Origin of the sequence: Massilia sp. GER05 (assembly GCF_052056005.1) — a bacterium.
GTDB lineage: Bacteria > Pseudomonadota > Gammaproteobacteria > Burkholderiales > Burkholderiaceae_D > Telluria > Telluria orientalis.
The window spans coordinates 2731335-2753444 of the sequence record NZ_CP178858.1 but is presented as its reverse complement, the minus strand read 5'-3'; the positions used below and the strand labels follow the sequence as shown (position 1 = coordinate 2753444).

Annotated in this window: 21 protein-coding genes and 2 pseudogenes; 2 read left to right on the top strand and 21 right to left on the bottom strand. The window is 64.6% G+C overall.

What is annotated here, in order from left to right:
* Positions 1 to 287 precede the first annotated feature (287 nt).
* The 7 genes from ACL58G_RS12330 to rpsF all read right to left on the bottom strand — a co-directional run bounded on the left by ACL58G_RS12330 (position 288) and on the right by rpsF (position 5139).
* Positions 288 to 1298: an inorganic phosphate transporter gene (locus ACL58G_RS12330; protein WP_413337933.1), complete on the bottom strand. Its 1011-nt coding sequence runs from the start codon at positions 1296 to 1298 to the stop codon at positions 288 to 290.
* 22 nt (positions 1299 to 1320) lie between these two features.
* Positions 1321 to 1947, bottom strand: a complete 627-nt coding sequence (locus ACL58G_RS12325; RefSeq protein ID WP_056136743.1) for a DUF47 domain-containing protein — start codon at positions 1945 to 1947, stop codon at positions 1321 to 1323.
* 76 nt (positions 1948 to 2023) lie between these two features.
* Entirely contained in the window at positions 2024 to 3409 is a 1386-nt protein-coding gene (locus ACL58G_RS12320; protein WP_413337931.1) for a replicative DNA helicase, read from the bottom strand.
* Positions 3410 to 3590: 181 nt separating this feature from the next.
* Positions 3591 to 4043, bottom strand: coding sequence for a 50S ribosomal protein L9 (gene rplI / locus ACL58G_RS12315; protein WP_056136742.1), 453 nt, complete (start codon positions 4041 to 4043; stop codon positions 3591 to 3593).
* A 46-nt stretch (positions 4044 to 4089) separates the two neighbouring features.
* The gene (gene rpsR / locus ACL58G_RS12310; protein WP_020656854.1) at positions 4090 to 4380 is read right to left on the bottom strand and encodes a 30S ribosomal protein S18; all 291 of its coding nucleotides are present in this window, start codon (positions 4378 to 4380) and stop codon (positions 4090 to 4092) included.
* 56 nt (positions 4381 to 4436) lie between these two features.
* Complete coding sequence (gene priB / locus ACL58G_RS12305) at positions 4437 to 4727, bottom strand: primosomal replication protein N (RefSeq protein WP_413337928.1); 291 nt, start codon at positions 4725 to 4727, stop codon at positions 4437 to 4439.
* A gap of 28 nt (positions 4728 to 4755) precedes the next feature.
* Entirely contained in the window at positions 4756 to 5139 is a 384-nt protein-coding gene (gene rpsF, locus ACL58G_RS12300; RefSeq protein ID WP_105378247.1) for a 30S ribosomal protein S6, read from the bottom strand.
* 288 nt (positions 5140 to 5427) lie between these two features.
* Between rpsF and lexA the strand changes: the two genes are divergently transcribed.
* Positions 5428 to 6093, top strand: a complete 666-nt coding sequence (gene lexA, locus ACL58G_RS12295) for a transcriptional repressor LexA (protein ID WP_413337925.1) — start codon at positions 5428 to 5430, stop codon at positions 6091 to 6093.
* 55 nt (positions 6094 to 6148) lie between these two features.
* Here the strand turns inward: lexA and ACL58G_RS12290 are convergent, their stop codons facing one another.
* Positions 6149 to 6784 (bottom strand): SAM-dependent methyltransferase, encoded by a 636-nt coding sequence (locus ACL58G_RS12290; RefSeq protein WP_413383836.1) that lies wholly within the window; start codon positions 6782 to 6784, stop codon positions 6149 to 6151.
* 160 nt (positions 6785 to 6944) lie between these two features.
* Here ACL58G_RS12290 and ACL58G_RS12285 point away from each other — a divergent pair, with 160 nt between their 5' ends.
* Positions 6945 to 7178 (top strand): hypothetical protein, encoded by a 234-nt coding sequence (locus ACL58G_RS12285; RefSeq protein WP_440967144.1) that lies wholly within the window; start codon positions 6945 to 6947, stop codon positions 7176 to 7178.
* 3 nt (positions 7179 to 7181) lie between these two features.
* On the opposite strand, the gene ACL58G_RS12280 is transcribed toward ACL58G_RS12285, so the two are convergent.
* The 13 genes and pseudogenes from ACL58G_RS12280 to ACL58G_RS12220 all read right to left on the bottom strand — a co-directional run bounded on the left by ACL58G_RS12280 (position 7182) and on the right by ACL58G_RS12220 (position 22106).
* Entirely contained in the window at positions 7182 to 7994 is an 813-nt protein-coding gene (locus ACL58G_RS12280) for a tetratricopeptide repeat protein (protein ID WP_440967142.1), read from the bottom strand.
* 64 nt (positions 7995 to 8058) lie between these two features.
* Positions 8059 to 9309 carry a cystathionine gamma-synthase family protein gene (locus tag ACL58G_RS12275; RefSeq protein WP_440967140.1) on the bottom strand — a complete coding sequence of 417 codons (1251 nt, stop codon included), beginning with the start codon at positions 9307 to 9309 and terminating at the stop codon, positions 8059 to 8061.
* Between the two features lie 82 nt (positions 9310 to 9391).
* Positions 9392 to 10916 (bottom strand): annotated as a pseudogene (purF, locus tag ACL58G_RS12270) (amidophosphoribosyltransferase).
* 40 nt (positions 10917 to 10956) lie between these two features.
* Positions 10957 to 11445: a CvpA family protein gene (locus ACL58G_RS12265; protein WP_056136726.1), complete on the bottom strand. Its 489-nt coding sequence runs from the start codon at positions 11443 to 11445 to the stop codon at positions 10957 to 10959.
* A 13-nt stretch (positions 11446 to 11458) separates the two neighbouring features.
* Positions 11459 to 12478 carry an SPOR domain-containing protein gene (locus ACL58G_RS12260; protein WP_440967138.1) on the bottom strand — a complete coding sequence of 340 codons (1020 nt, stop codon included), beginning with the start codon at positions 12476 to 12478 and terminating at the stop codon, positions 11459 to 11461.
* A gap of 11 nt (positions 12479 to 12489) precedes the next feature.
* Positions 12490 to 13788: a bifunctional tetrahydrofolate synthase/dihydrofolate synthase gene (folC, locus tag ACL58G_RS12255; protein WP_440967136.1), complete on the bottom strand. Its 1299-nt coding sequence runs from the start codon at positions 13786 to 13788 to the stop codon at positions 12490 to 12492.
* A 68-nt stretch (positions 13789 to 13856) separates the two neighbouring features.
* A pseudogene (gene accD / locus ACL58G_RS12250) lies at positions 13857 to 14728 on the bottom strand (acetyl-CoA carboxylase, carboxyltransferase subunit beta).
* Between the two features lie 162 nt (positions 14729 to 14890).
* Positions 14891 to 15175 carry a hypothetical protein gene (locus tag ACL58G_RS12245; protein WP_440967134.1) on the bottom strand — a complete coding sequence of 95 codons (285 nt, stop codon included), beginning with the start codon at positions 15173 to 15175 and terminating at the stop codon, positions 14891 to 14893.
* A gap of 157 nt (positions 15176 to 15332) precedes the next feature.
* Positions 15333 to 16133, bottom strand: a complete 801-nt coding sequence (trpA, locus tag ACL58G_RS12240) for a tryptophan synthase subunit alpha (RefSeq protein WP_413383822.1) — start codon at positions 16131 to 16133, stop codon at positions 15333 to 15335.
* Positions 16134 to 16230: 97 nt separating this feature from the next.
* Complete coding sequence (gene trpB, locus ACL58G_RS12235) at positions 16231 to 17475, bottom strand: tryptophan synthase subunit beta (RefSeq protein WP_413383821.1); 1245 nt, start codon at positions 17473 to 17475, stop codon at positions 16231 to 16233.
* A complete protein-coding gene (locus tag ACL58G_RS12230) occupies positions 17456 to 18163 on the bottom strand; it encodes a phosphoribosylanthranilate isomerase (RefSeq protein WP_440967132.1) in 708 nt (235 codons plus the stop codon). The genes trpB and ACL58G_RS12230 overlap by 20 nt, the downstream gene beginning before the upstream one ends.
* A 185-nt stretch (positions 18164 to 18348) precedes the next feature.
* On the bottom strand, positions 18349 to 19158 hold the full coding sequence (gene truA / locus ACL58G_RS12225; protein ID WP_413383817.1) for a tRNA pseudouridine(38-40) synthase TruA: 810 nt from the start codon (positions 19156 to 19158) through the stop codon (positions 18349 to 18351).
* Positions 19159 to 19169: 11 nt separating this feature from the next.
* Positions 19170 to 22106 carry a FimV/HubP family polar landmark protein gene (locus ACL58G_RS12220; RefSeq protein ID WP_440967130.1) on the bottom strand — a complete coding sequence of 979 codons (2937 nt, stop codon included), beginning with the start codon at positions 22104 to 22106 and terminating at the stop codon, positions 19170 to 19172.
* Positions 22107 to 22110: the final 4 nt, after the last annotated feature.

Below are 22110 nucleotides of genomic sequence, written 5' to 3'. Positions count from 1 at the left end.
TCCGAAATGTGGCGCAAAAACCAGGTTCGGGGTCAGAGCCCTTTTTGAGGGAAGAAACTGCAAGAAATTTCGAGTGCGCTGCGGGCACAAAACGACGACCACCGCGGTCAGTGATCGTAGCAGCGTCGCTTCTGCGCATCTTTTGAAAAAGTGCTCTGACCCCGAATCTGCGGGAAAATGTGCTCTGACCCCGAATTTGGGCAATTTCCTAAAGCTGGGGATTGACTGCGGGTTTGGGAAATAAAAAAGCAGCCCGCAGGCTGCTTTTCGATGGTGGCGCGATGCGCTTACAGGATGTGCGTACCGATCCACCACGCAATCGCCGCCATGAACGCCGACGCGGGGATGGTGAAGACCCAGGCCCATACGATGTTGCCGGCCACGCCCCAGCGCACGGCCGACGCCTTCTGCGCCGAGCCGACACCGACGATGGCGCCCGTGATGGTGTGCGTCGTCGACACCGGTACGCCGATCGCACTGGCGAGGAACAGCGTGATGGCGCCGCCCGATTCCGCGCAAAAGCCGCCGACCGGCTTGAGCTTGGTGATCTTCTGGCCCATCGTGCGCACGATGCGCCAGCCGCCGAACAGCGTGCCGAGCGAGATCGCCGTATAGCAGGAGATGATCACCCACAGCGGGGGCGCGGCGTCGCCGGCATTGGAGACGCCGGCCACGATCAGCAGCATCCAGATGATGCCGATGGTCTTCTGCGCGTCGTTGCCGCCGTGGCCCAGGCTGTAGGCCGCGGCCGAGAACAGCTGCAGGCGGCGGAACCACGTGTCGACCTTGCGCGGCGGGGTGCGCACGAAGATCCACGACACGGCCAGCATCACGAGCGAACCGAGGATGAAGCCCAGCAGCGGCGACAGGATGATCCATTGCACGGTCTTGAGCAGGCCGCCGCCGACCAGCGCGCCGGTGCCGCTCTTGGCGACGGCCGCACCCACCAGGCCGCCGATCAGGGCGTGCGAGGACGACGACGGGATGCCGTAGTACCACGTGATGATGTTCCAGATGATGGCGCCGACGAGCGCTCCGAACACGACGTAGTGGTCGACGATGTGCGGGTCGACGGTGCCCTTGCCCACCGTCGACGCCACGTGCAGGCCGACGGTGAAGATGGCGACGAAGTTGAACATCGCGGACATCGCGACGGCCGTCTGCGGACGCAGCACACCGGTCGACACCACCGTCGCGATCGCGTTGGCGGCGTCGTGGAAGCCGTTCATGAAGTCGAAGACCAGCGCTAAAAAGACGAGCAGGCCCAGCACATAAATGCTGATATGAAGAGAGTTCATGTTGTTCTTGTTGTTCCGGTCGTTACGCGTTCTCGACGATGATGCCTTCGATGATGTTGGCAACGTCTTCGCAGCGGTCGGTCACGGTCTCGAGGATTTCGTAGATGGCCTTCATCTTGATCAGGTTGCGCACATCCGGTTCGTCGCGGAACAGCTTGGACATGGCGGCGCGCATCACGTGGTCGGCGTCCGATTCCAGGCGATCGATCTCTTCGCAGATGGCGACCATCTTCTGGGCGTTGTCCATGTTGTGCAGCATGCCGACGGCCTGCTGGACCTTTTCGCAGCACGCCAGGCACAGCTCGGCCAGGCGCTTCGCTTCCGGCGTGACGGCGTGCAGGTCGTACAGCGAGATGGTCTGGGCGGCGTCCTCCATCATGTCGAGGATGTCGTCCATGCGGGTGATCAGCTTGTGGATGTCGTCACGGTCGAGCGGCGTGATGAACGTCTTGTGCAGCAGGTCCACGCACTGGTAGGTGACCTTGTCCGCCTGTTTTTCGATGCTCTCCACGGCGTGCGTGCGGTTTTCCAGGTCGTCGAAGTTGGTCATCAGGCCGACCATCTCTTGTGCACCCTTCACGCACAACGCGGCGTGCTGGTTGAACAGGTCGAAAAATTTGCCCTCCGTGGGCATCAGGCGTCCAAACATAGGTTCTCCGTTGGGTAAATCTCTTGGGACTTCTTTGAAAGTCGCGGCGATGCCGCGATCGTTGACTGCTCCCGGCTTAATCGCCCTGATAAACACTCAGGTTGCCGGTGTAATTGCCGAACTTGGTGTACATGCCCATCCAGGTCACGCGAATGGCGCCGATCGGGCCGTTACGCTGTTTGCCGATAATGATCTCGGCAGTGCCTTTGTCGGGCGAGTCCGGGTTGTAAACTTCGTCACGATACAGGAAGATGATCACGTCCGCATCCTGTTCGATAGCGCCCGATTCGCGCAGGTCGGACATCACGGGACGCTTGTTGGGGCGTTGTTCCAGCGAGCGATTCAGCTGTGACAGCGCGATCACCGGGCATCCCAGCTCCTTCGCCAGGCCCTTCAGGCTACGCGAGATCTCCGAGATCTCGGACGCGCGGTTGTCGCCCGGCTTGGAACCCTGCATCAGCTGCAGGTAGTCGACGATGATCAGGCCCAGCTTGCCGCACTGGCGGGCCAGGCGGCGCGCGCGGGCGCGCATCTCGATCGGGTTCAGCGCCGGCGTTTCGTCGATGAAGATCTGCGCATCGTTCATCTTCTGGATCGCGTGCGTCAGGCGCGGCCAATCCTCGTCCAGCAGCTTGCCGGTACGCAGGCGGTGCTGGTCGAGCTGGCCGATGGAGCCGAGCATACGCATCGCCAGCTGCACGCCGCCCATCTCCATCGAGAAGATCGCGACCGGCAGGCCGGCATCGACGGCCACGCTTTCGCCGATGTTGACGGAGAACGCGGTCTTGCCCATCGACGGACGGCCGGCGACGATGACGAGGTCGCCCGGCTGCAGGCCGGACGTCATCTTGTCGAGATCGGTGAAGCCCGTCGGGACGCCGGTGATCTCGCCCTGGTTGTCGCGGCTGTACAGCTCGTCCACGCGCTCGACCACCTGGGTCAGCAGCGGCTGGACGGGCAGCCAGCCCTGGGCGCCGCGGGCGCCCTGCTCGGCGATCGCGAAGATGCGCGATTCCGCCTCGTCGAGGATCTGCTTGACCTCGGCACCTTGCGGATTGAAGGCCTTGCCGGACACCTCGTCGGCGACGGTGATCAACTGACGCAACACGCCGCGATCGCGGACGATCTCGGCATAACGGCGGATGTTGGCGGCGGATGGCGTGTTCTGCGCCATCGCATTCAGGTACTGGAGGCCGCCGACGTCCTCGGCCTTGCCGAGCTGGACGAGCGCCTCGTACACCGTGATCACGTCGGCAGGCTTGCCGGCATTGATCAGGCGGACCATCTGTTCGAAGATGATCCGGTGGTCGTAGCGGTAAAAATCCTCCGCATGCATGAAGTCGGCAATGCGGTCCCACGCCGCGTTATCGCGCAGCAGGCCGCCAATGACGGACTGTTCTGCTTCGATGGAATGCGGGGGGATGCGGAGCGACTCGATCTGCGGGTCTGCTGAGGTGTTCATGGCCGGCATTATACCCGTTCCCGATCAGGCGCTGAAATCATTGGTGAGTTTCCAAAAACGAATTTTTTTTGCTGTTGCAAAAAAAAACGTCCCCGCAGAGGCGGGGACCCAAGCTTTGCATCCGAAGTCGCAACTTGGGTCCCCGCCTGCGCGGGGACGACGGTATTACTTGAAACTCTTATCAGGCGGCTTCGCCCACGACAGCGATGGTGATTTCCACCACGACGTCGGTGTGCAGAGCGACCGACACCGGGTGCTCGCCGGTGGTCTTCAGCGGACCGGTCGGCATGCGCACTTGTGCCTTTTCGACGGCGAAACCTTGCTTGGTCAGGGCTTCAGCGATGTCGAAGTTGGTCACGGAACCGAACAGACGACCGTCGACGCCGGCTTTCTGGGCGATGGTGACGGTCATGCCGTTCAGCTTGTCGCCCTGGCCTTGAGCGGCAGCCAGTTTCTCGGCAGCTGCTTTTTCCAGTTCGGCGCGCTTGACTTCGAATTCAGCCACGGCAGCTTGCGTTGCACGACGGGCCATTTTTTGCGGGATCAGGAAGTTACGGGCGTAACCGTCCTTGACCTTGACGACGTCGCCCAGGTTGCCGACGTTGACGACTTTTTCCAGCAGGATAACTTGCATTTTATTCTCCAGTAATCTGACTATGCTTCGATGTCGTAACCGACGATTAAGCGTTGTGCAGGTCGGTGTACGGCAGCAGAGCCAGGTAACGGGCGCGCTTGATGGCGGTGTCCACTTGACGCTGGTAGTGAGCCTTGGTGCCGGTGAGGCGTGCCGGCATGATCTTGCCGTTTTCCTGGACGAAATCCTTCAGGGTGTCGACGTCTTTGTAGTCAACCTGTTCCACGCCTGCAGCGGTGAAGCGGCAGAATTTCTTGCGCTTGAACAGCGGGTTCTGCTGTTTGCGCTTCTCTTTGAGCTTAGCTTTGTTTTTGTCGAACTTTTTACCGAATGCCATTTTGAGGCTCCTGTATCTATCTATAAACGTGCCCGCAACCCGCAGTTTCTTACTGCTTATGCGGCACTGAAATCAATGATGTGAAACACCAAGCTTTTGCTGTGACGACTTTTCCTGGCCAAGAATCCCGTGAAGCGGTACATCGCACCCAACTCGGCGTTGGCAAATCGTCCCGAAATCTCGCCCGCGGCAACCGCGGAAATCTCGAATTCGACCTGCCTGTCCATCCTCGCCTCCGTCTGCGTCGATCCGTGTTGCAGGATGCCGCCCACGATGGGGATGCCGGCCGGGGTGTAGCGCAGGACGTCGCGTTCCAGGATGCTTGCGACCAGGGACAGCTCGTTCACGTATTACAGCTCGGTGCTCCCGCGAGATTTAGGCTGCGGCGGCCGGAGCGGCGGCCTGCTCGGCGCGGTGGCTCTTGGCTGCGTCTTCGCGCTGGACCGACTTCATCATCGGCGACGGTGCGGTTTCAGCTTTCTTCATCTTCACGGTCAGGTGACGCAGCACGGCATCATTGAATTTGAATGCGGTTTCCAGCTCGACCAGGGTCTCGTTGTCGCACTCGATGTTCAGGCAGATGTAGTGTGCCTTCGGCAGCTTCTGGATCTGGTAAGCCATTTGACGACGGCCCCAATCTTCGACGCGGTGGATGTTGCCGCCGCGCGAGGTGACCGTAGTCTTGTAGCGTTCGATCATCGCCGGGACCTGCTCGCTCTGGTCCGGGTGGACGATAAACACGATTTCATAATGACGCATGAAACACTCCTTAAGGACGTTTAAACAAATGCCCACCTCGGCGTCAAGACGAGTGTGGGAAGGGAAAGCCCAACATTATAACAGCAAAACCGTCAAGTGCTCAATGGGACTGTGCACGTGCGCCGCGTACCGCACCGCAAATGGTTATGGACGTGCGCTGCGTGCCGCACCTCAAAAGGTTGTGGACGTGCGCTGCGTACCGCAGCGCAAAAAAAACTTGAAATCCCCTTGCGCGTGGCGCAATACTGTACAAAAATACAGTCTGACCCCGTACCAACGAAGACGAACATGCTTAAGCTCACCGCACGGCAAGAACAGATCCTCAACCTGATCAAGGAAGCCATCGACAACACCGGCTTCCCGCCGACCCGCGCCGAAATCGCCCAGGAGCTTGGCTTCCGCTCGGCCAATGCCGCCGAGGAACACCTGCAGGCCCTGGCCCGTAAAGGCGCGATCGAAATTTCCCCGGGTACCTCGCGCGGTATCCGCCTCGTCGGCCAGTCCGTCGAATCCAAGGCCGCCGCTGCGGCCGCAGTGCCTGCCTTCGTGCCGCCGATTCCGCCGAACCTGATGTCGCTGCCGCTCGTCGGCCGCGTCGCGGCGGGTTCGCCCATCCTCGCCCAGGAACACGTCGAAGCGACCTATTCGGTCGATCCGGCCATGTTCTCGAGCAAGCCCGACTTCCTGTTGAAGGTCAAGGGCTGGTCGATGCGCGACGCCGGCATCTGCGACGGCGACTTCCTCGCCGTCAAGAAGGTCGACAACGCGAAGAATGGCCAGATCGTCGTCGCCCGCATCGGCGACGAAGTGACGGTCAAGCGCTACCGCAAGACCGGTTCCACGATCGAACTGTTGCCGGAGAATCCGGACTTTTCCGTGATTACCGTCGATCCGAGGACCGACGAGTTCGCACTGGAAGGCCTGGCGGTCGGACTCTTGCGGTCCTGGCACTAACCTCCCACCTGCACACAGGCCCGCGTCATGCGGGCCTCGTCGTTTTATCGTGCGCTCAGCGCGGATAGACGAAACCGGTACGGATATCCGTCGGCAGCAGCCGGCTGCCGTCACGCACCATCAGGCGCTGCGGCGGCTCGTCGCCGGCCAGGGCGCGCCAGATGACAGGTAGCCCCTCCCCTTTGCGCAACAGCTCGTCGCTGCGTTCGAATACATTGGAACAACCCGTGGCCGCGAGCAGGGCCTGCACGATGGTCACTTTCCACGCGTCGACACCGGCAGCGTTGAACTGGCACACCAGGTAACCGCCGGTCCCGCCATAGCTGTGCACCAGCAGCCCCGGCAGGCCGTCTTTTTCGCCATCGATCACCAGGGTCAGGGCTTGCGGATCGGCGTTGCGCACGGCGACGGCGCGCCGCGCGACCGCGGCCTGCACGCGCCGTTTCATCATGGCGTGATCGACCGGCTCGTCCTCGCGCAGGGTCCAGACGCGGGCCGCGATCTGCGACTTGGCGTTATAGGCCGCGCGCGCCAGAAACTGGCGTGCCGACGACTGCACGATTGCAGTGACGCCGGGTTTGCCGCGCTCCTGGGGCCGTCCCTCGACTTTCTCGATGGCGGACAAATAAATCCATGGATCGCCGGACAGCAGGCTTTTTTCCTTGCCCTGTTTGATGGTGATGATGAGCATATGCAGGCTTCGTTTTCAGGAGCCGCATGATACAGCAAGGCGTTATCACCCGGGTTATGCGTACGCCTCATGTCGATTAGTTGCAAACAACGGCGACAGAGTTGCGGCTTCGACAAGGCTCCCCTACACCGCCTCGCAACCTGACATCGGGATCCTTACCATGTTTTCCAGCACTGTTCTGACGCGCTGCCCGGCCGCCATCAGCCTGGACGGCCTGGCACCGCTGGTCACATGGCGCGCCGCATGCGCCGAACGAGCGCCGACGGGTGCCGGCAACGTCACGGCGCTCGGCCAGGGCAAGCGCACGACCGCGAAAGGCGAGCAAGGCGTGCTCTTCCAGGAGAAGTCCGGCCCCGGCCTGCCGAACCGCGGCCATTTCACATGCGGCCGCTAGACATCACTTGTCGTTATCCGGCGGCGGCGCGTTCTTGACCATCTCGTTGTGTTCCTTGACATAGGCTTCCGTGCCCGCGCGCCAGGCGTCGAAGTCCGCCACGACCATCCTGCCGGCCACCTTGGTGTCTTCCGCCAGCCGATCGCCGACTTCCTTCAGGTGCGCGTTCGCCTTCTCCGTCTCATCCTTCGTCATCAGCTTCGCGATGTCTTCCGGGATGCGTTTCGCCAGCGGCAGGGAGGCGTTCAGCTGCTTCACCCAGCGGTTGTGGCACGCTTCCCAATCCTTCATCTTGCCGCTGTAATAATCGATTTCCTCGTTGACCTTGGACATGACCGGGAAGCGCGGCGCCGGGCAACGGTAATCGTTCGTGCGCAGGTCGGAGCCGTCGTATTTCGCGATCCAGTAGTCGAGGTCGGCACGGCGCGCCTCGCGCTGCTTCATCAACTCGAGCGACGCGATGGCGACGGCATTGCCCTTCGCGGCCGCCTTCTGGAACCATTGCGCGGCCTTGTCCATGTCGACGCCGCCCGCCTCGCCGTAGAAATACATTTCGCCCAGGTGCTGCTGGGCCATCACGTTGCCGGCGTTCGCCAGCTTCGTGTATTTCGCCAGCGCTTCCGGATACGATTTCTTCGCGAACAAAGCGTCCGCTTCGGCAAGCTCGGCGGCAGCGTTGGCGGACGATGCGACGGCGGCCGGCTTCGCGGCAGCACCTTTCGCGGGCGCGCCTTTCACAGATAATTTCGCGCCGGGCTCGGCGGCGATTGCGACACCACCGCACAGCAGTGCGGCGCAAAACAGGGCAGTCTTCATGGGGTGTGCAGTCTATGAATCAAGATGGGGAACAGGACGATCATAACCGCAGCGCCCCGCCCGCTCAACCGTTCAATGCAGCGCCGAAATCGGCCAGCAGGTCGGCCGTATCCTCGATACCCACGGACACGCGGATCAGCGATTCCGCGATGCCCATGCTGGCGCGGCGCTCGGCGCCCATCTCGAAGAAGATCGTGTGCGCGACCGGGATGACGAGCGTGCGCGTGTCGCCCAGGTTCGATGCGGGAATCGCGACCTTCAGGCGGTTCAGGTAATCGAAGCAGTCGATGCCCTCCTTCAGCTCGAAGCTGAACAGCGAGCCGTACGCGCGGAACTGTTCGGACGCCAGCTTGTGCTGCGGGTGCGATTCCAGGCCGGGATAGTGGACGGCGGCGACGCGATCATCGGCCTCGAGCATGCGTGCCAATGCCAGCGCGTTCGCGCACGTGCGCTCCATGCGCAGCGCGAGCGTTTCGGCGCCGACCGCGATGTGGTGAGCCGCTTCCGGCGCCAGCGATGCGCCGAAGTCGCGCAGCGCTTTCGCGCGCAGCTGGGCCATGCCCTGCGCGGCGGGCGGCTGGCGGCGGAAGTTGTCGGCGATGTTCGGATAGGCGCTCCAGTCGAACACGCCGGTGTCCGTCAGCGCGCCGCCCAGCGCCATGCCGTGGCCGCCGATCGATTTCGTCAGCGCGTTCACGACGAGGCCCGCGCCGACCGCCTTCGGACGGAACAGGTAGGGCGTCGTCATCGTGTTGTCGACGACGTACAGGATGCCGCGCGCGCGGCACAGCTCACCGATGCGGGCCAGGTCCGCGATCTGCGTGCGCGGGTTGGCGATCGTCTCGACGAACACGAGGCGCGTGTTCGGCTTCAGCGCGGCTTCCACGTTCGCGACGTCGGTCGCATCGACGAACGATACTTCCGTGCCCTGCGCGGCCACCGTGTTCCACAGGCTGTTGGTATTCCCGAACAGGAACGAGGACGACACGACGTGGTCGCCCGCGCGCAGCAGCGCCTGCGCGAGCGCGCCGATGGCGGCCATGCCGGTGCCGAAGCACAGCGACGCGACGCCGTCTTCCATCTTGCTGATCTTGTCTTCCAGCGCGCTGACGGTCGGGTTGCCCTGGCGGCCATAGCGGAAGCCCGGTTCCTTGCCCTGGAAGACGGACGCGAGCTGGCGCGCATCCGTGTAGCCGAACGCGACCGACGTGTGGATCGGCTTGTGCAGCGAGTTGTGTTCGATCGACTTCCTGCGGTCGTTGTGCAGGATGGTGGTGGTGAAGCCGTAGTTGGCGAAGTTGGATGTGTCGCTCATGGTATCGAAATGAAAACGGGCGCCCGCTGCGCCCGATGAATGCAATACAGCACCGACGCCTGCCAGGCGCCGGCGTCCGGGCTCATTCCGCCGCGACGGGCGGGTTCAGGTTCAATTGCGTGCGCACGATGTCTTCCGACGACTTACCGGACGACTTGTGGCGCGCGTGCTCCAGCTGGTCGAGGTAGGCCGGCGTGACGTCGCCCGTGACGTAGACGCCGTCGAAGCACGACGCTTCCACGTTCGTCAGGGCCGGGTTGACGTCGGAGATCGACTTCTTCAGCGCATCGAGGTCCTGGTAGACGAGGCGGTCGGCCGTGATCTCGCGGCACACTTCCTCGACGGTGCGGCCGTGGGCGATCAGTTCGTCGCGCGTCGGCATGTCGATGCCGTACACGTTCGGGTACAGGACCGGCGGCGCGGCGGACGCGAAGAACACCTTGCGGGCGCCCGATTCGCGGGCCATCTGCACGATCTCGCGGCTCGTCGTGCCGCGCACGATGGAGTCGTCGACGAGCAGCACGTTCTTGTCCTTGAATTCGGACGGGATCGCGTTCAGCTTCTGGCGCACCGACTTCTTGCGCATCGCCTGGCCCGGCATGATGAACGTGCGGCCGACGTAGCGGTTCTTGATGAAGCCTTCGCGGTATTCTACGCCCAGCTTCAGCGCGAGCTGGATCGCGGCCGGACGCGACGAATCGGGAATCGGCATCACGACGTCGATCTCTTCGACCGGGATCTCCTTGCGGATCTTCTCGGCCAGGTATTCGCCCATGCGCAGGCGGGTCGCGTACACGGACGCGCCGTCGATCACGGAGTCGGGCCGCGCAAGGTAGACGTATTCGAACGCGCACGGGTTCAGCGACGGATTTTCGGCGCACTGGCGCGTGTGCAGCTGGCGCTCGGCGTCGACCCAGAACGGCTTCGCCCGGCGCGATGTCGCGCACGAAGCGGAAGCCCAGGCCTTCCAGCGCGACGGATTCGCTGGCGACGAGGTATTCGGGGCCATTCTCCGTCTCGTTGATGCCGAGGCACAGCGGACGGATGCCGAACGGGTCGCGGAACGCGAGCAGGCCGTGGCCGGCGATCTGGGCGATGACGGCGTACGCGCCGCGCACGCGGCGGTGCACGTGCGCGACGGCCTTGAACACGGCGTCCGGATCGAGTGAGTAGCCGTCGGCCGCGGTGGCGATCTCGTGGGCCAGCACGTTCAGCAGGACTTCCGAGTCCGAGTTCGTGTTGACGTGGCGGCGGTCGATGCGGAACAGTTCTTCCTTCAGCTGTTCCTGGTTCGTGAGGTTGCCGTTGTGCGCCAGGGTGATGCCGAACGGGGCATTCACGTAGAACGGCTGCGCTTCCTCTTCGCTGGACGAACCGGCGGTCGGGTAGCGGCAGTGGCCGATGCCGGAATTGCCTTGCAGCGAACGCATGTTACGCGTGCGGAAGACGTCACGCACGAGGCCATTGGCCTTGTACATCGAGAACATGCTGCTGTGATTGGTTGCAATCCCCGCCGCATCCTGACCGCGATGCTGCAACAGCAGCAAAGCATCATATAACAGCTGGTTGACGGGGGCTTGCGAGACGACGCCGACGATGCCACACATGGTGTGCTCCTAAACTTGGACAGCTAGACAAAAGGGTGTTTCAAAACTGCACGTGCTGCGCGAAGGCAGCGGGCAAGAAAGGTTTGACTGTGCGCGCTCCGGTTTCCGCCATGGGCGAGAACAGCGCGTCCTTCCAGAAAGCCTGTTGGGGGATGGATGTCATCCCGCACAATATGACGCCGGCCAGCACGATCACAATACCCCGGCCCAATCCGAACAGGCCGCCGAGGCCGCGGTCGGCCAGGGACAGTCCGGAGGCCTCGATCAGGGCGCTGATCGCGAGGGCCAGCAGGCCCATCAGCACGCGCACGCCGAGGAACAGTGCAATGAAGGCAACGATCAGCCGCAAGGCTTCGCCCGGAATCACGGATGGTAGCATGGGTGCCAGTTTCGCGCCGAAGGCGTTGGCCACGATGAAGGCCGCCACCCAGCCGACCAGCGACAGGATTTCCTTCACCAGGCCGCGCATGGTGCTGATGACGACCGACGAGATCAGGATGAACAACACCACGTAGTCGAAAATCGTCACGGCTTCAACCGAATCAGACCGGGGTCATGGCGCCGGACAAGCCCAGGCGGCCCAGCTTGGCGCGTACTTTCTCGGCGTCTTCCTTGTTCAGGGGGCCGACACGTACTCGGATCAGTTCGCCGGAAGGGGTGGACGTCTTCTGCGTGTACGACGAGATGCCCGCTTCGCGCAGCTTCGCCTGCACTTCCGCCGCCTTTTCCTGGCTCGACAGCGCGGCCACCTGCAGCACGAAGCGCTGCGACGAGGCCTCGGCCGGCTTGCTTTTCTCCGCCGCCTTGCCTTCCAGGATCGCCATCGCGCGCGCCGCGTCGTCCTTCGGCTTCACGGGTTTTTCCTCGGCTTTGGCTTTGGCCTTGTCGCGGGCTTCACGCGCGAGACGCTCCGCCTTCTCGTGCTCGGCCCGCTCGTGCTCGGCCCGCTCGTGCTCGGCCTTCGCGCGTTCCGCCTTTTCCTTCTCGGCGAGGCGCGCTTCGGCCTTTGCATCCTTGTGCTCGGCCGTGGGCGTTTCCTTGTGTTCGGGCTTGTGCTCGACCTTCGGTTCAGGTTTCGGCGCGATCACGGCCGGCGGCTGCGTCGCTACGCTCTCGGGCCTGGCGGCGGCGACGGCGGCCGGAGCCTTCGCGGCGGGCGCGGGCGGCGGTGCGTCGACCACTTCCTCGCCCTTGTCGACGCTGTCCGCGGCGGACACGGCTTTATCCGCGGCCGGCACGGGCAGCGGCGCGGCCTTGTCCTTGGCGGGAATCTGGATCGCGATGTCGCCGGCGAGCGGCTTGGGCTCGGAATCGAGCAGCATCGGCAGGCCGACGGCGGCCGCGAGCGCCAGCGCGATGGCGCCGACGAGACGGCGCCGGGCGCGCTTCTTTTCGGGAAGCATGGGGTCGGCACCAGGACGGCGCGATGCGCCGCCACCGGCATTGCTGGCGCGTTTGGCGCGGGCGCGCTCGCCGATCGCGGCGTCGTCGTCCTTGCTGTAGAAGCGGCCACTGTCCTCGGCGAGGCGGTCCTGCTTGCTTTTACGAGAGAACAAGCCCATGCGGTGTCACGTCAATGAAGAGAGGATTTACGGGCGGCCATCACGCCAGCCACGGTATAGAACGAGCCAAAGACCACTATTCTATCATCCTGTCCGGCCCGGCTTGTTGCATCTGCGAATGCATCGGCCGGATTCGCGAACGTTTTGACCGAGAATTCGTCGTCTTTCGCACCACTCGGCTTCAATGCCCGCAGCTTCTCGGCCAGCACGGCCGGGTCCGCCGACCGGGGCGACGGCAGCGCCGTCACGCACCAGTGGTCGATGTTCGGCGCGAGATGGGCGACGACCGCATCGATGTCCTTGTCCTGCATGATGCCGAACACGGCGTACGTGAACCGGTGGAATCCCATGTTGCCCAGGTTCTGGGCGAGCGTCGCGGCCGCGTGCGGGTTGTGCGCGACGTCGAGGACCGTCGTCGGACGGCCCGCCAGCACCTGGAAGCGGCCCGGCAATTCGACCATCGCGAGGCCCGCGCGCGTTTCCTGAGCGCCGACCGGCAGCACGTTGCGCAACGCTTCCAGCGCGGCCAGCGCGGCCGATGCGTTCAGCAGCTGGTTGGCACCGCGCAGCGCCGGATACGCGAGCGAATTGCGGCGCTGCGTGCGGCCGCCGTAGGCCCACTGCTGCTTGTCGCCCTGGTAGTTGAAATCGCGGCCCAGCAGCCACAGGTCGGCACCGATGTCTTCCGCATGCTTGATCAGCGCTTGCGGCGGCTGCGGATCGCTGCAGATCGCGGGCTTCCCGGGACGGAAGATGCCGGCCTTCTCGAAGCCGATCTCTTCGCGCGTGTCGCCCAGATAATCCTTGTGGTCGATGTCGATGCTCGTGACGATGGACACGTCCGCATCGACCACGTTCACGGCATCCAGGCGGCCGCCGAGGCCCACTTCCAGGATCGCCACGTCGACGCCGGACGTCGACAGCAGGTGCATGATCGCGAGCGTCGTGAATTCGAAGTACGTGAGGTCGATGTCGCCGCGGCGCGCCTCGACGTCGTTGAAGGCGGCGATGAGCTTGTCGTCGCTGGCCATTTCGCCGTTGGTGCGGGCGCGCTCGTTGAAGTCGAGGAAGTGCGGCTTGATGTACAGGCCGACCTTGTAGCCGCTCTGCAGCAGGATGGCTTCCAGCATGGCGCAGGTCGAGCCCTTGCCGTTGGTGCCCGCGACCATGATCACGGGGCAGGAAAAGGCGAGGCTCATGCGCTCCTTGACGGTGCGCACACGGTCCAGGCCCATGTCGATGTGGGTTTCGGCATGGCGCGACTCGAGCAGCGCCAGCCAGTCGGGCAAGGTAGTCGGCAGGTTAGGCATGGGATGGCTTCCGGAATGCGCGCGGCCGGCTGCTTTGCACAAGCAGCCGGCCGCGCGGTGACAGCGAATCAAGCGATGACGTCGGCCGGCTGGCTTTGCAGCAGGGCGAGCAGCTGCGCAATTTCTTCGCGCATCTTGCGGCGGTCGACGATCATGTCGATGGCGCCTTTTTGCAGCAGGAACTCGGAACGCTGGAAGCCTTCCGGCAGTTTTTCGCGCACCGTGTTCTCGATCACGCGCGGGCCGGCAAAGCCGATCAGCGCCTTCGGTTCGGCGATGACGACGTCGCCCATGAACGCGAACGAAGCGGACACGCCGCCCGTCGTCGGGTCGGTCAGCACGCTGATGAACGGCAGTTTTTTCTCGGCCAGCTTGGTCAGCATCGAGGTGGTCTTGGCCATCTGCATCAGCGACAACAGGCCTTCCTGCATGCGCGCGCCGCCGCTGGCGGTAATGCAGATGAACGGCACTTTCTGCTCGAGCGCTACCTGGGCGCCGCGCACGAAGCGCTCGCCGTTCACGGACCCCATCGTGCCGGCCATGAATTCGTAGGCGAAACAGGCGACCACGACCGGCAGGCTCATGATCGAACCGCCCTGCACGACCATCGAATCGGTCTCGCCGGTGGCTTCCATCGCGTCCTTCAGACGGTCAGGATATTTCTTGCTGTCTTTGAACTTGAGGGTATCGACCGGCAGCACGTCCTGGCCGATCTCATAGCGGCCGCCCTCGTCGAGCAGCGCGTCGAGGCGCTCGCGGGCGCGGATGCGCATGTGGTGGCTGCATTTCGGGCAGACATGCAGGTTCGACTCCAGGTCGGCGCGGTACAGGACCGACTCGCACGACGGGCACTTGACCCACAGGCCTTCGGGCATGGTCTGGCGCTTGGCGGCATCGGAGCGCTGGATCCGGGGGGCAGCAGCTTTTCCAACCAACTCATGTTCTCTCCTTTGCGGCAATTCTGGAATTGGGCGTAGTGTAGCCGTTCGCATCGGGCTTGTCGAATTCTTGCCGTTAATTACTTGCCTTCTTAATAAAGTTGCGCTAGCAGAAATGAGAACCGGGGCGCTCGGCCCCGGTAATGTCGCGCACAATCCCGGCGTCAGCGCACTGCGGCCTCGCCGACCTCCGCCGTCGTGAATTCGAAACCACCGATGCGGGCTGCGACCAGGTTGTAGATCCACGCACCGAAGGCAGCGCCGATGAAGGCGCCGATCGCGTAGGCCACCGGCATCATGATCAGCATGGCGATGCTGGCGCCCGCGGGCATGAACGATGACATGAACAACCCGGCCAGTACGACGACGGGGATGGCGGTGACGAGATAGACAGCGGCCATGACCTTGGCCGACTGCATGACGGAAACCTGCACGATTTGTTTTTTCATGATAGATGCCGGGGTTGAGTGGAAGGGAACTGCTCTGCCACTGTATGCCCACGTTTCCAGCAAGAAAATCGACCGCATCAAAAAACACCGGGGTCAGAGCCCGATTTTGAGCAATTTCCCAAAATCGGGCTCTGACCCCGGTTTGATCAGGCGCAGGTCAGCGGGCGTCCAGCGCTTGACGGATCCCGGCGACGAAGGCGCGCACGGCCGCGGGGCCCTGCGCTTTCGGCGTGTTTTCCAGTTCCTGGATGATGCGGCTGCCGATGACGACCGCGTCGGCGACGCTGGCCACCGATTTCGCCGTCTGCGCGTCGCGGATGCCGAAGCCCACGCCGATCGGCAGCTTGACGTGCTCGCGGATCGCGGCCACGCGCTTGGCCACGTCGGCCGTGTCGATGCCGCCGGCACCCGTCACGCCCTTCAGCGACACGTAGTAGCTGAAGCCGCTGCCGTGGCGCGCCACCTGCTTCACGCGTTCCGTGGTCGACGTCGGCGCGAGCAGGAAAATCATGTCGAGGCTGCTGGCCTTCATCTCGGCCGCGAACGCTTCGCATTCCTCCGGCGGGTAGTCGACGACGATGGCGCCGTCGGCACCGGCCGCCTTCGCGCGGCGGACGAATTCGCTCTGGCCCATGCGCTCGATCGGGTTCGCGTAGCCCATCAGCACGACCGGCGTGTGCTGGTTCGTTTTGCGGAACTCGGCGACGTAGCCGAATACGTCGGTCATGCTGACGCCGAAAGTGAGCGCCCGCTCGCAGGCGCGCTGGATGACGGGGCCTTCCGCCATCGGGTCGGAGAACGGGACACCCAGTTCGAGGACGTCGGCACCGCCTTCCACGAGGGCGTGCAGCAGCGGAACGGTCAGTTCCGGGGCGGGGTCGCCGGCGGTAATGAAAGTGACGAGACCGGTCTTGCCCTGTTCCTTGAGGGCGTCGAAAGTTTGTGCGATACGGGACATGCTGTTATTCCTTATTCTGTGGTTGCAAACGATGGGGCACGTCGAAAAACCTGCTGCGAGCTCGCGACGGTTCTTCGAGGTGCCCGATGATTGGGGCTCAGCCGAAGTTGAGTCCCGCCCGTTGCGCCACGGTGTGCATGTCCTTGTCGCCGCGGCCCGACAGGTTGACGAGGATGATCTGATCCTTGGGCAAGGTCGGCGCCAGCTTGGCGGCGTAGGCGATCGCGTGCGACGATTCCAGCGCGGGGATGATGCCCTCGATGCGGCAGCAGTCGTGGAAGGCGGCCAGCGCCTCGTCGTCCGTGATCGACACGTATTCCGCACGCTGGCTATCCTTCAGCCACGCGTGTTCCGGTCCGACGCCCGGATAATCCAGGCCGGCCGAGACCGAATGCGTCTCGATGATCTGGCCGTGCTCGTCCTGCAGCAGGTAGGTGCGGTTGCCGTGCAGGACGCCCGGGAAGCCGGCCGTCAGCGACGCCGCGTGCTTGCCGGAGTCGAGGCCCTCGCCCGCCGCCTCGACGCCCACGAGCTTCACGCCCGGCTCGTCGATGTACGGATAAAAGATGCCCATCGCGTTCGAGCCGCCGCCGATGCAGGCGACGACGTAGTCCGGCTGGCGGCCCGTCATCTGCGGCATCTGCACGCGGCATTCCTCGCCGATCACGGACTGGAAGTCGCGCACCATCATCGGATACGGGTGCGGACCGGCGACCGTGCCGATGATATAGAACGTGTTCTCGATGTTCGTGACCCAGTCGCGCATCGCTTCGTTCAGCGCGTCCTTCAGGGTCTTGGAACCGGATTCCACCGGCACGACGGTCGCGCCCAGCAGTTTCATGCGGTAGACGTTCTGCGCCTGGCGCTTGACGTCCTCGCTGCCCATGTAGATCACGCATTCGAGGCCGAAGCGGGCGCAGATCGTGGCCGTCGCGACGCCGTGCTGGCCGGCACCGGTCTCGGCGATGATGCGCGGCTTGCCCATGCGTTTCGCGAGCAGCGCCTGGCCGATCACGTTGTTGATCTTGTGGGCGCCCGTGTGGTTCAGGTCTTCGCGCTTGAAGAAGATCTGCGCGCCGCCGCCCTGTTCCGACCAGCGCTTGGCGTGGTAGACGGGCGACGGACGGCCGACGAAGTGCGCCAGCTCGTAGCGGAATTCTTCGAGGAATTCGGGATCCTGGCTGTAGCGCGCGTACGCGTCGTTCAGCTCGGCCAGCGCGTGGCTGAGCGTCTCGGCGACGAACGAGCCGCCGTACGGGCCGAAGTGGCCGGTGGTGTCCGGCAGTTGATAGTCGGGGGTCTTGAACAGCGCCTGGGCGCCGTTAACTTGATTCGCTTTCATGGTGTTCCTGGCTCAAAAGGGTGGCATCGCCTGCCCGCACCGCGTCGATGAACGCGGCAATCTTGCGGGCATCCTTGATCCCCTTCGCCGCCTCGACACCGCTACTGATGTCGACCGCGAAGGGGCGTACTTGCGCCACCGCGCCAGTCACGTTGTGTACGCTCAAGCCACCACTCAAAACGACCCGAGGCGCGAGCTCTTTTGGAATAAGAGACCAATCGAAAACCTTTCCTGCGCCGCCGTAGGCATCCACGTACGTGTCGAGCAGCAAACCTGAGAACCAGGGAGAAGCGGCGCGGTATTGAGCTTCCGATTCTAGCAAATCGGCGGCCGTCGTGTCAGCGCTTGTTCCCGATTTTACCCGGAATGCCCGCGTGAACGGCCGCTGCACGGCGGCGGCCAGTTGCGCGCATGCCTCCGGCGTTTCGTCGCCGTGGAACTGCAGCAGCGACACCGGACCGGCCGCGACGACCGCGCGCACCTCGTCCACGGTCGCGTTGACGAACAGGGCGACGGCGTTGACGTACGGCGGCAGTTCACGGGCCAGCTCCGCGTAACGCTCGTGCGTGACGTAGCGCGGACTCTTGGGATAGAACACGAAGCCGAGGGCGTCGGCGCCGGCATCGACGGCAGCGTGCAGGTCTTGTTCGCGGGTGATGCCGCAGATCTTGATTCGGGTGCGTCGCATATCGAGGGGTTATCGAGGGGTTATCGAGGGGTCAGAGCCCGGTGTTGCTTTTTAAGGGGCTCTGACCCCGGAGTTGCTGACCCCGGAGTTGAGGGGCTCTGACCCCGAAGTTGCTGACCCCGGAGTTCCCGGCCGTTGCCCAGCCAATTATCGGTTATAACGGGCGCTACCACTCACCACCGGGGTCAGAGCCCTAAAGGAAACACCGGGCTCTGACCCCTCTCCTGCGGCAGCCCCCACTTCGGGTCGTAGTCGATTGTAGCAAGGTACAGCCCATCCGGCATGAAGGTGGGCGCCGCGGCGTCGCGCGAGCGCGCGTCCAGCACCTCGGCCATCCAGCCGGGTTCGTTGCGTCCGGTCCCCACGTAGATCAGCGAGCCGACGATGTTGCGCACCATGTGATGCAGGAACGCGGACGCGCGCACCGTGAACACGATGATGTCGCCCATCCGTTCGATCTTCACCTCGTGCATCTGCTTGACCGGCGAATTCGCCTGGCAGCCGGATGCGCGGAAGCTGGAAAAATCGTGCGTGCCGATCAGGTGGGCGGCCGCTTCGCGCATGCGCTCGACGTCGAGCGGGCGGAACACCCAGCCGGCGCGTCCGGCCAGCAGGGCGGACGGGTTGGCGTGGTTGTACAGCACGTAGTGATAGGTGCGCGAGCGGGCCGAGAAGCGCGCGTGGAAGTCCTGCCCTTCGGCGTCCGGTGCCACGACGTGGGCCCAGCGCACGACGATCGACTCGGGCAGGAACGCATTCGTGCCGCGCACCCATGACTGCGGGGCGCGGTCGAGGTCCGTGTCGAAATGGACGACCTGCTCGATGGCGTGGACGCCGGCGTCCGTGCGGCCGGCGCACGTCGTCGCGAGCCGCGTGCAGGCAAATTTCTCGAGCGCGATCTCCAGCTGGTCCTGGACCGTGTCGCGCGATGGTTGTTTCTGATACCCGTTCCAGGCGGTGCCCACGTACTGGACACCCAATGCGATACGTGTCAAATCGTCCTGCCTTACACCAGTGCCGCGCGCATCGAGTTGGCGCGTGCCGCCTGCTCGGGATTACCGCCGCGGATGACTTCTTCGAGCAGCTCGCGCGCCCCTTCCTTGTCGCCGATCTCCTGGTAAGCGATGGCCAGGTCCAGCTTCGTCTCCATCTCCATGTGCGCGGCGGACAGCGCGGCCGGTTCCGCCGGCGCGGCAGGTTCTTCAAACCTCGGCTCGGACAGCGACTGTACTTCCGGCAGCGGCAGCGAACCGTCGGCCGGCAGGTCGAGGTCGAAGCCGCCGACGTCGAACTGTGGCGCGGCCGGTTCCAGCACGATGCGATCCGGCTCGGCGAACGGCGCGTCGGCCGGTGCCGGCGTGGCCGGGATGTCGAACAGGTGTTCGTCCAGCGCGGCCGTCGGGATCGACGCCGCCGAATTCGAAACCGAACCTTCCGCACGCGGCGTTTCGTCCAGGCCGAAGTCCATCGCGTCGAGGTCGAACAGCGGATCGCGTGCCGGCTGTTCCGATTCCGGCGGCAGGCTGGCCTGCAGCTCCGTCGGCAGGTCGGGCAGGTCGAATTCGCGAGCCAGGTTGGCCATCTCGATGTCGGCGGCGGCGGCGGTGCCTGCAGCTGCGGCTGCGGCCGGCGCCAGCAAATCATCGTCCGTGTGCACTTCCAGTTGCGGCACCGGGTTCGCGGCCGGGGCGGCGAAGTCCATGTCGAACGAGAAGTCGAGCGGATCGTGTTCCGGCTTGTCCGCGGCCACTGCAGGTTCGGCCGGCTTCTCGAACGCACTCATGTCGAAGTCGAGATCGTGCACGCCGCCCAGGTCGGCCGCCGGCTCCACGGTCGCTTGCGACGCGGGCGCCGGCTCGACGGGTTCGAAGGCGAGGCCGCCCAGGTCGAAGTCGAGCACGTGGTCGTCTTCCATCGGCGCGGGTTCGGTCGACGGCGCGTTGGTGACGGGTGCCGGGGCCGGCTGCGCAGTCGCCATCGCGTCGGCGAAATGCTGGCTGAAGTCCAGCGGCTCGCCGGCCAACGCCGCCGTCGGCGTGGCCTGCGGATCGGGCGCGCTGAACACGTCGTCCAGCTCCTTCGACAGCAAGGCCTGCTGGCCCAGTTCCTCGGCACTCGGCGCCGGGCCGCCTGGTGCGGCGGTGTGCTGGTACAGCGGGTTGAGCGGATCGATGGTGAGACCCAGCGCGGCGGCCTGCGCCCACTCGTCGCCCTGCCCGCGCGTCATGCTGTAGAGTTCCGCGGCCTGCGTCTCGAACGCGCGCTGGTCCTTGCGCGCGGCATAGATCTCGAGCAGCTTCAGGCGCACCGGATAGCGTTCCGGATGCGTGCGCAGGGCTTCCTTGAGGATTTCCTCGGCCTGGGCGTCGCGGCCGTAGGCGATGTAGACGTCGGCTTCCGCCACCGGATCCACCTCGTTCGTGTCGAGCTGGCTGGCGGACGGCGCGAAGCTGGAATTGAAGACGCTGTTGTTCGTGTCGACGCTCTGGCCGCCCGTCTCCGCGAACATCGAGTGCGCGGGTTCGCTCGGCACGCCCAGGATAGACGGTTCCGGCACCACCTTGACGACCTTCTTCTTGCGGCGCTGGGCGACGAGCAGCCCGCCGAGCAGCAGCGCGGCCGCGCCGCCGCCGACCAGCGGCAGGTTCTGCATGATGAAGTCCATCAGGCCCGGCTCCGGCGGCGCGCCGGCGGGCTTGGCGGCCGGTTTGATGGTTGGCAGCTTCTTCGGTGCGGGCTGCTGTGCCGGCGGTGTCGCGGCAACGGGCGCGGAAGCGTTCTGTTCCGCCTCGGCGCCGGCCTTGCTCTTGATCGTGGCAATCTTCTCGAGGTCGTTCACGTTGCGTTCGAGCTCGCGCACGCGCGTCTGCGCATCGGCCAGTTCCTTCTCCTTGGCGATGCGGTCCTCGGCGCTCATCGTCGTGCCCTTGCCGGCCGGGGTGTTCGGGGCGGCTTTCGACAGACGGAGCTGGTCCTGCGATTCGTTCGCGGCGGTCGGGCGCTCCTCGACCTTGGCCGTGATCTTGCCGGCCGCGCTCTGCCCCGCCTGCGGGGTCTTGACGGGCTCGGACGCGCCGACCTGGCCCGCCAGCTTGTTGCGGTAGGCGTTGAAGTCGGCCGCGTGGGCGACGACGACGCCGTGTGCCTCGGTATCGTCCATACCGCGCACGGCATCGCCCGCCGGCACGGTCAGGATGCGCCCCGATTTCAGACGGTTCATGTTGTTGCCGATGAAGGCATCCGGATTGGCGCGGTACAGCGCCACGAGCATCATGTCGAGCGACACGTCGACGGGTTTCAGCTGGGTGGCGATGCGGCCCAGGCTGTCGCCCGGCTTGACGCGGTAGCGCGACGGCGCTGCCGTCTCCGCCGCCGGTTTGGGCGCTTCCGCGGTCTCGGCACGTGCGGCCCGGCGCGGACGCTCGGCCGCCGGCGTGGCCGGCGACGCGGCGGGTGCCGCTTCCGTGCGCGGACGCGCGGATTCGCTCGCCGCGACCTGCGCCGACTGCGTCGCGCGCAGCTCGGCCGGATCGAGCAGGAACGTGTATTCGCGTACGAGGCGGCCGTTATTCCACGACAGTTCCAGCAGCATGTCGACGAACGGCTCGTTCAGCGGCTGCGTGGAGCTGACGCGGATGAACTGGCGGCCGCCGCGCTGCTCGACGTTGAAGCGCAGCGACAGCAGCGCCGGATTGAAATCGATGTTGGCCGCCTTGAACGCTTCCGGCGACGCCAGCTTCGCGGTGAGGCCGGACGCCTCGTCGCCGGACACCGCCGTCAGTTCGATTTCGGCGCGCAAGGGCTGGCCGAGTGCGGACAACACCGTGAGCTTGCCGAGGCCGGCCGCGTGGGCCGCCGACGTCAGGACCAGCGCACTTGCGACCGCCGCAGTGAGCTTTTTCAGTGCGGACGACTTCATCGGGAGGCGGGGAGTGACATGCATAGGT

What these genes read in the sequence shown, in the direction of transcription:
- ACL58G_RS12325 (WP_056136743.1), bottom strand. Translation starts at nt 1,947, where the DNA reads ATGTTTGGACGCCTGATGCCCACGGAGGGCAAATTTTTCGACCTGTTC.
- ACL58G_RS12285 (WP_440967144.1), top strand. Translation starts at nt 6,945, where the DNA reads ATGTTTTCCAGCACTGTTCTGACGCGCTGCCCGGCCGCCATCAGCCTG.
- rpsR (WP_020656854.1), bottom strand. Translation starts at nt 4,380, where the DNA reads ATGGCATTCGGTAAAAAGTTCGACAAAAACAAAGCTAAGCTCAAAGAG.
- ACL58G_RS12260 (WP_440967138.1), bottom strand. Translation starts at nt 12,478, where the DNA reads ATGGGCTTGTTCTCTCGTAAAAGCAAGCAGGACCGCCTCGCCGAGGAC.
- ACL58G_RS12330 (WP_413337933.1), bottom strand. Translation starts at nt 1,298, where the DNA reads ATGAACTCTCTTCATATCAGCATTTATGTGCTGGGCCTGCTCGTCTTT.
- ACL58G_RS12320 (WP_413337931.1), bottom strand. Translation starts at nt 3,409, where the DNA reads ATGAACACCTCAGCAGACCCGCAGATCGAGTCGCTCCGCATCCCCCCG.
- rplI (WP_056136742.1), bottom strand. Translation starts at nt 4,043, where the DNA reads ATGCAAGTTATCCTGCTGGAAAAAGTCGTCAACGTCGGCAACCTGGGC.
- lexA (WP_413337925.1), top strand. Translation starts at nt 5,428, where the DNA reads ATGCTTAAGCTCACCGCACGGCAAGAACAGATCCTCAACCTGATCAAG.
- rpsF (WP_105378247.1), bottom strand. Translation starts at nt 5,139, where the DNA reads ATGCGTCATTATGAAATCGTGTTTATCGTCCACCCGGACCAGAGCGAG.
- ACL58G_RS12230 (WP_440967132.1), bottom strand. Translation starts at nt 18,163, where the DNA reads ATGCGACGCACCCGAATCAAGATCTGCGGCATCACCCGCGAACAAGAC.
- ACL58G_RS12220 (WP_440967130.1), bottom strand. Translation starts at nt 22,106, where the DNA reads ATGCATGTCACTCCCCGCCTCCCGATGAAGTCGTCCGCACTGAAAAAG.
- ACL58G_RS12245 (WP_440967134.1), bottom strand. Translation starts at nt 15,175, where the DNA reads ATGAAAAAACAAATCGTGCAGGTTTCCGTCATGCAGTCGGCCAAGGTC.
- ACL58G_RS12290 (WP_413383836.1), bottom strand. Translation starts at nt 6,784, where the DNA reads ATGCTCATCATCACCATCAAACAGGGCAAGGAAAAAAGCCTGCTGTCC.
- folC (WP_440967136.1), bottom strand. Translation starts at nt 13,788, where the DNA reads ATGCCTAACCTGCCGACTACCTTGCCCGACTGGCTGGCGCTGCTCGAG.
- ACL58G_RS12280 (WP_440967142.1), bottom strand. Translation starts at nt 7,994, where the DNA reads ATGAAGACTGCCCTGTTTTGCGCCGCACTGCTGTGCGGTGGTGTCGCA.
- trpA (WP_413383822.1), bottom strand. Translation starts at nt 16,133, where the DNA reads ATGTCCCGTATCGCACAAACTTTCGACGCCCTCAAGGAACAGGGCAAG.
- ACL58G_RS12275 (WP_440967140.1), bottom strand. Translation starts at nt 9,309, where the DNA reads ATGAGCGACACATCCAACTTCGCCAACTACGGCTTCACCACCACCATC.
- trpB (WP_413383821.1), bottom strand. Translation starts at nt 17,475, where the DNA reads ATGAAAGCGAATCAAGTTAACGGCGCCCAGGCGCTGTTCAAGACCCCC.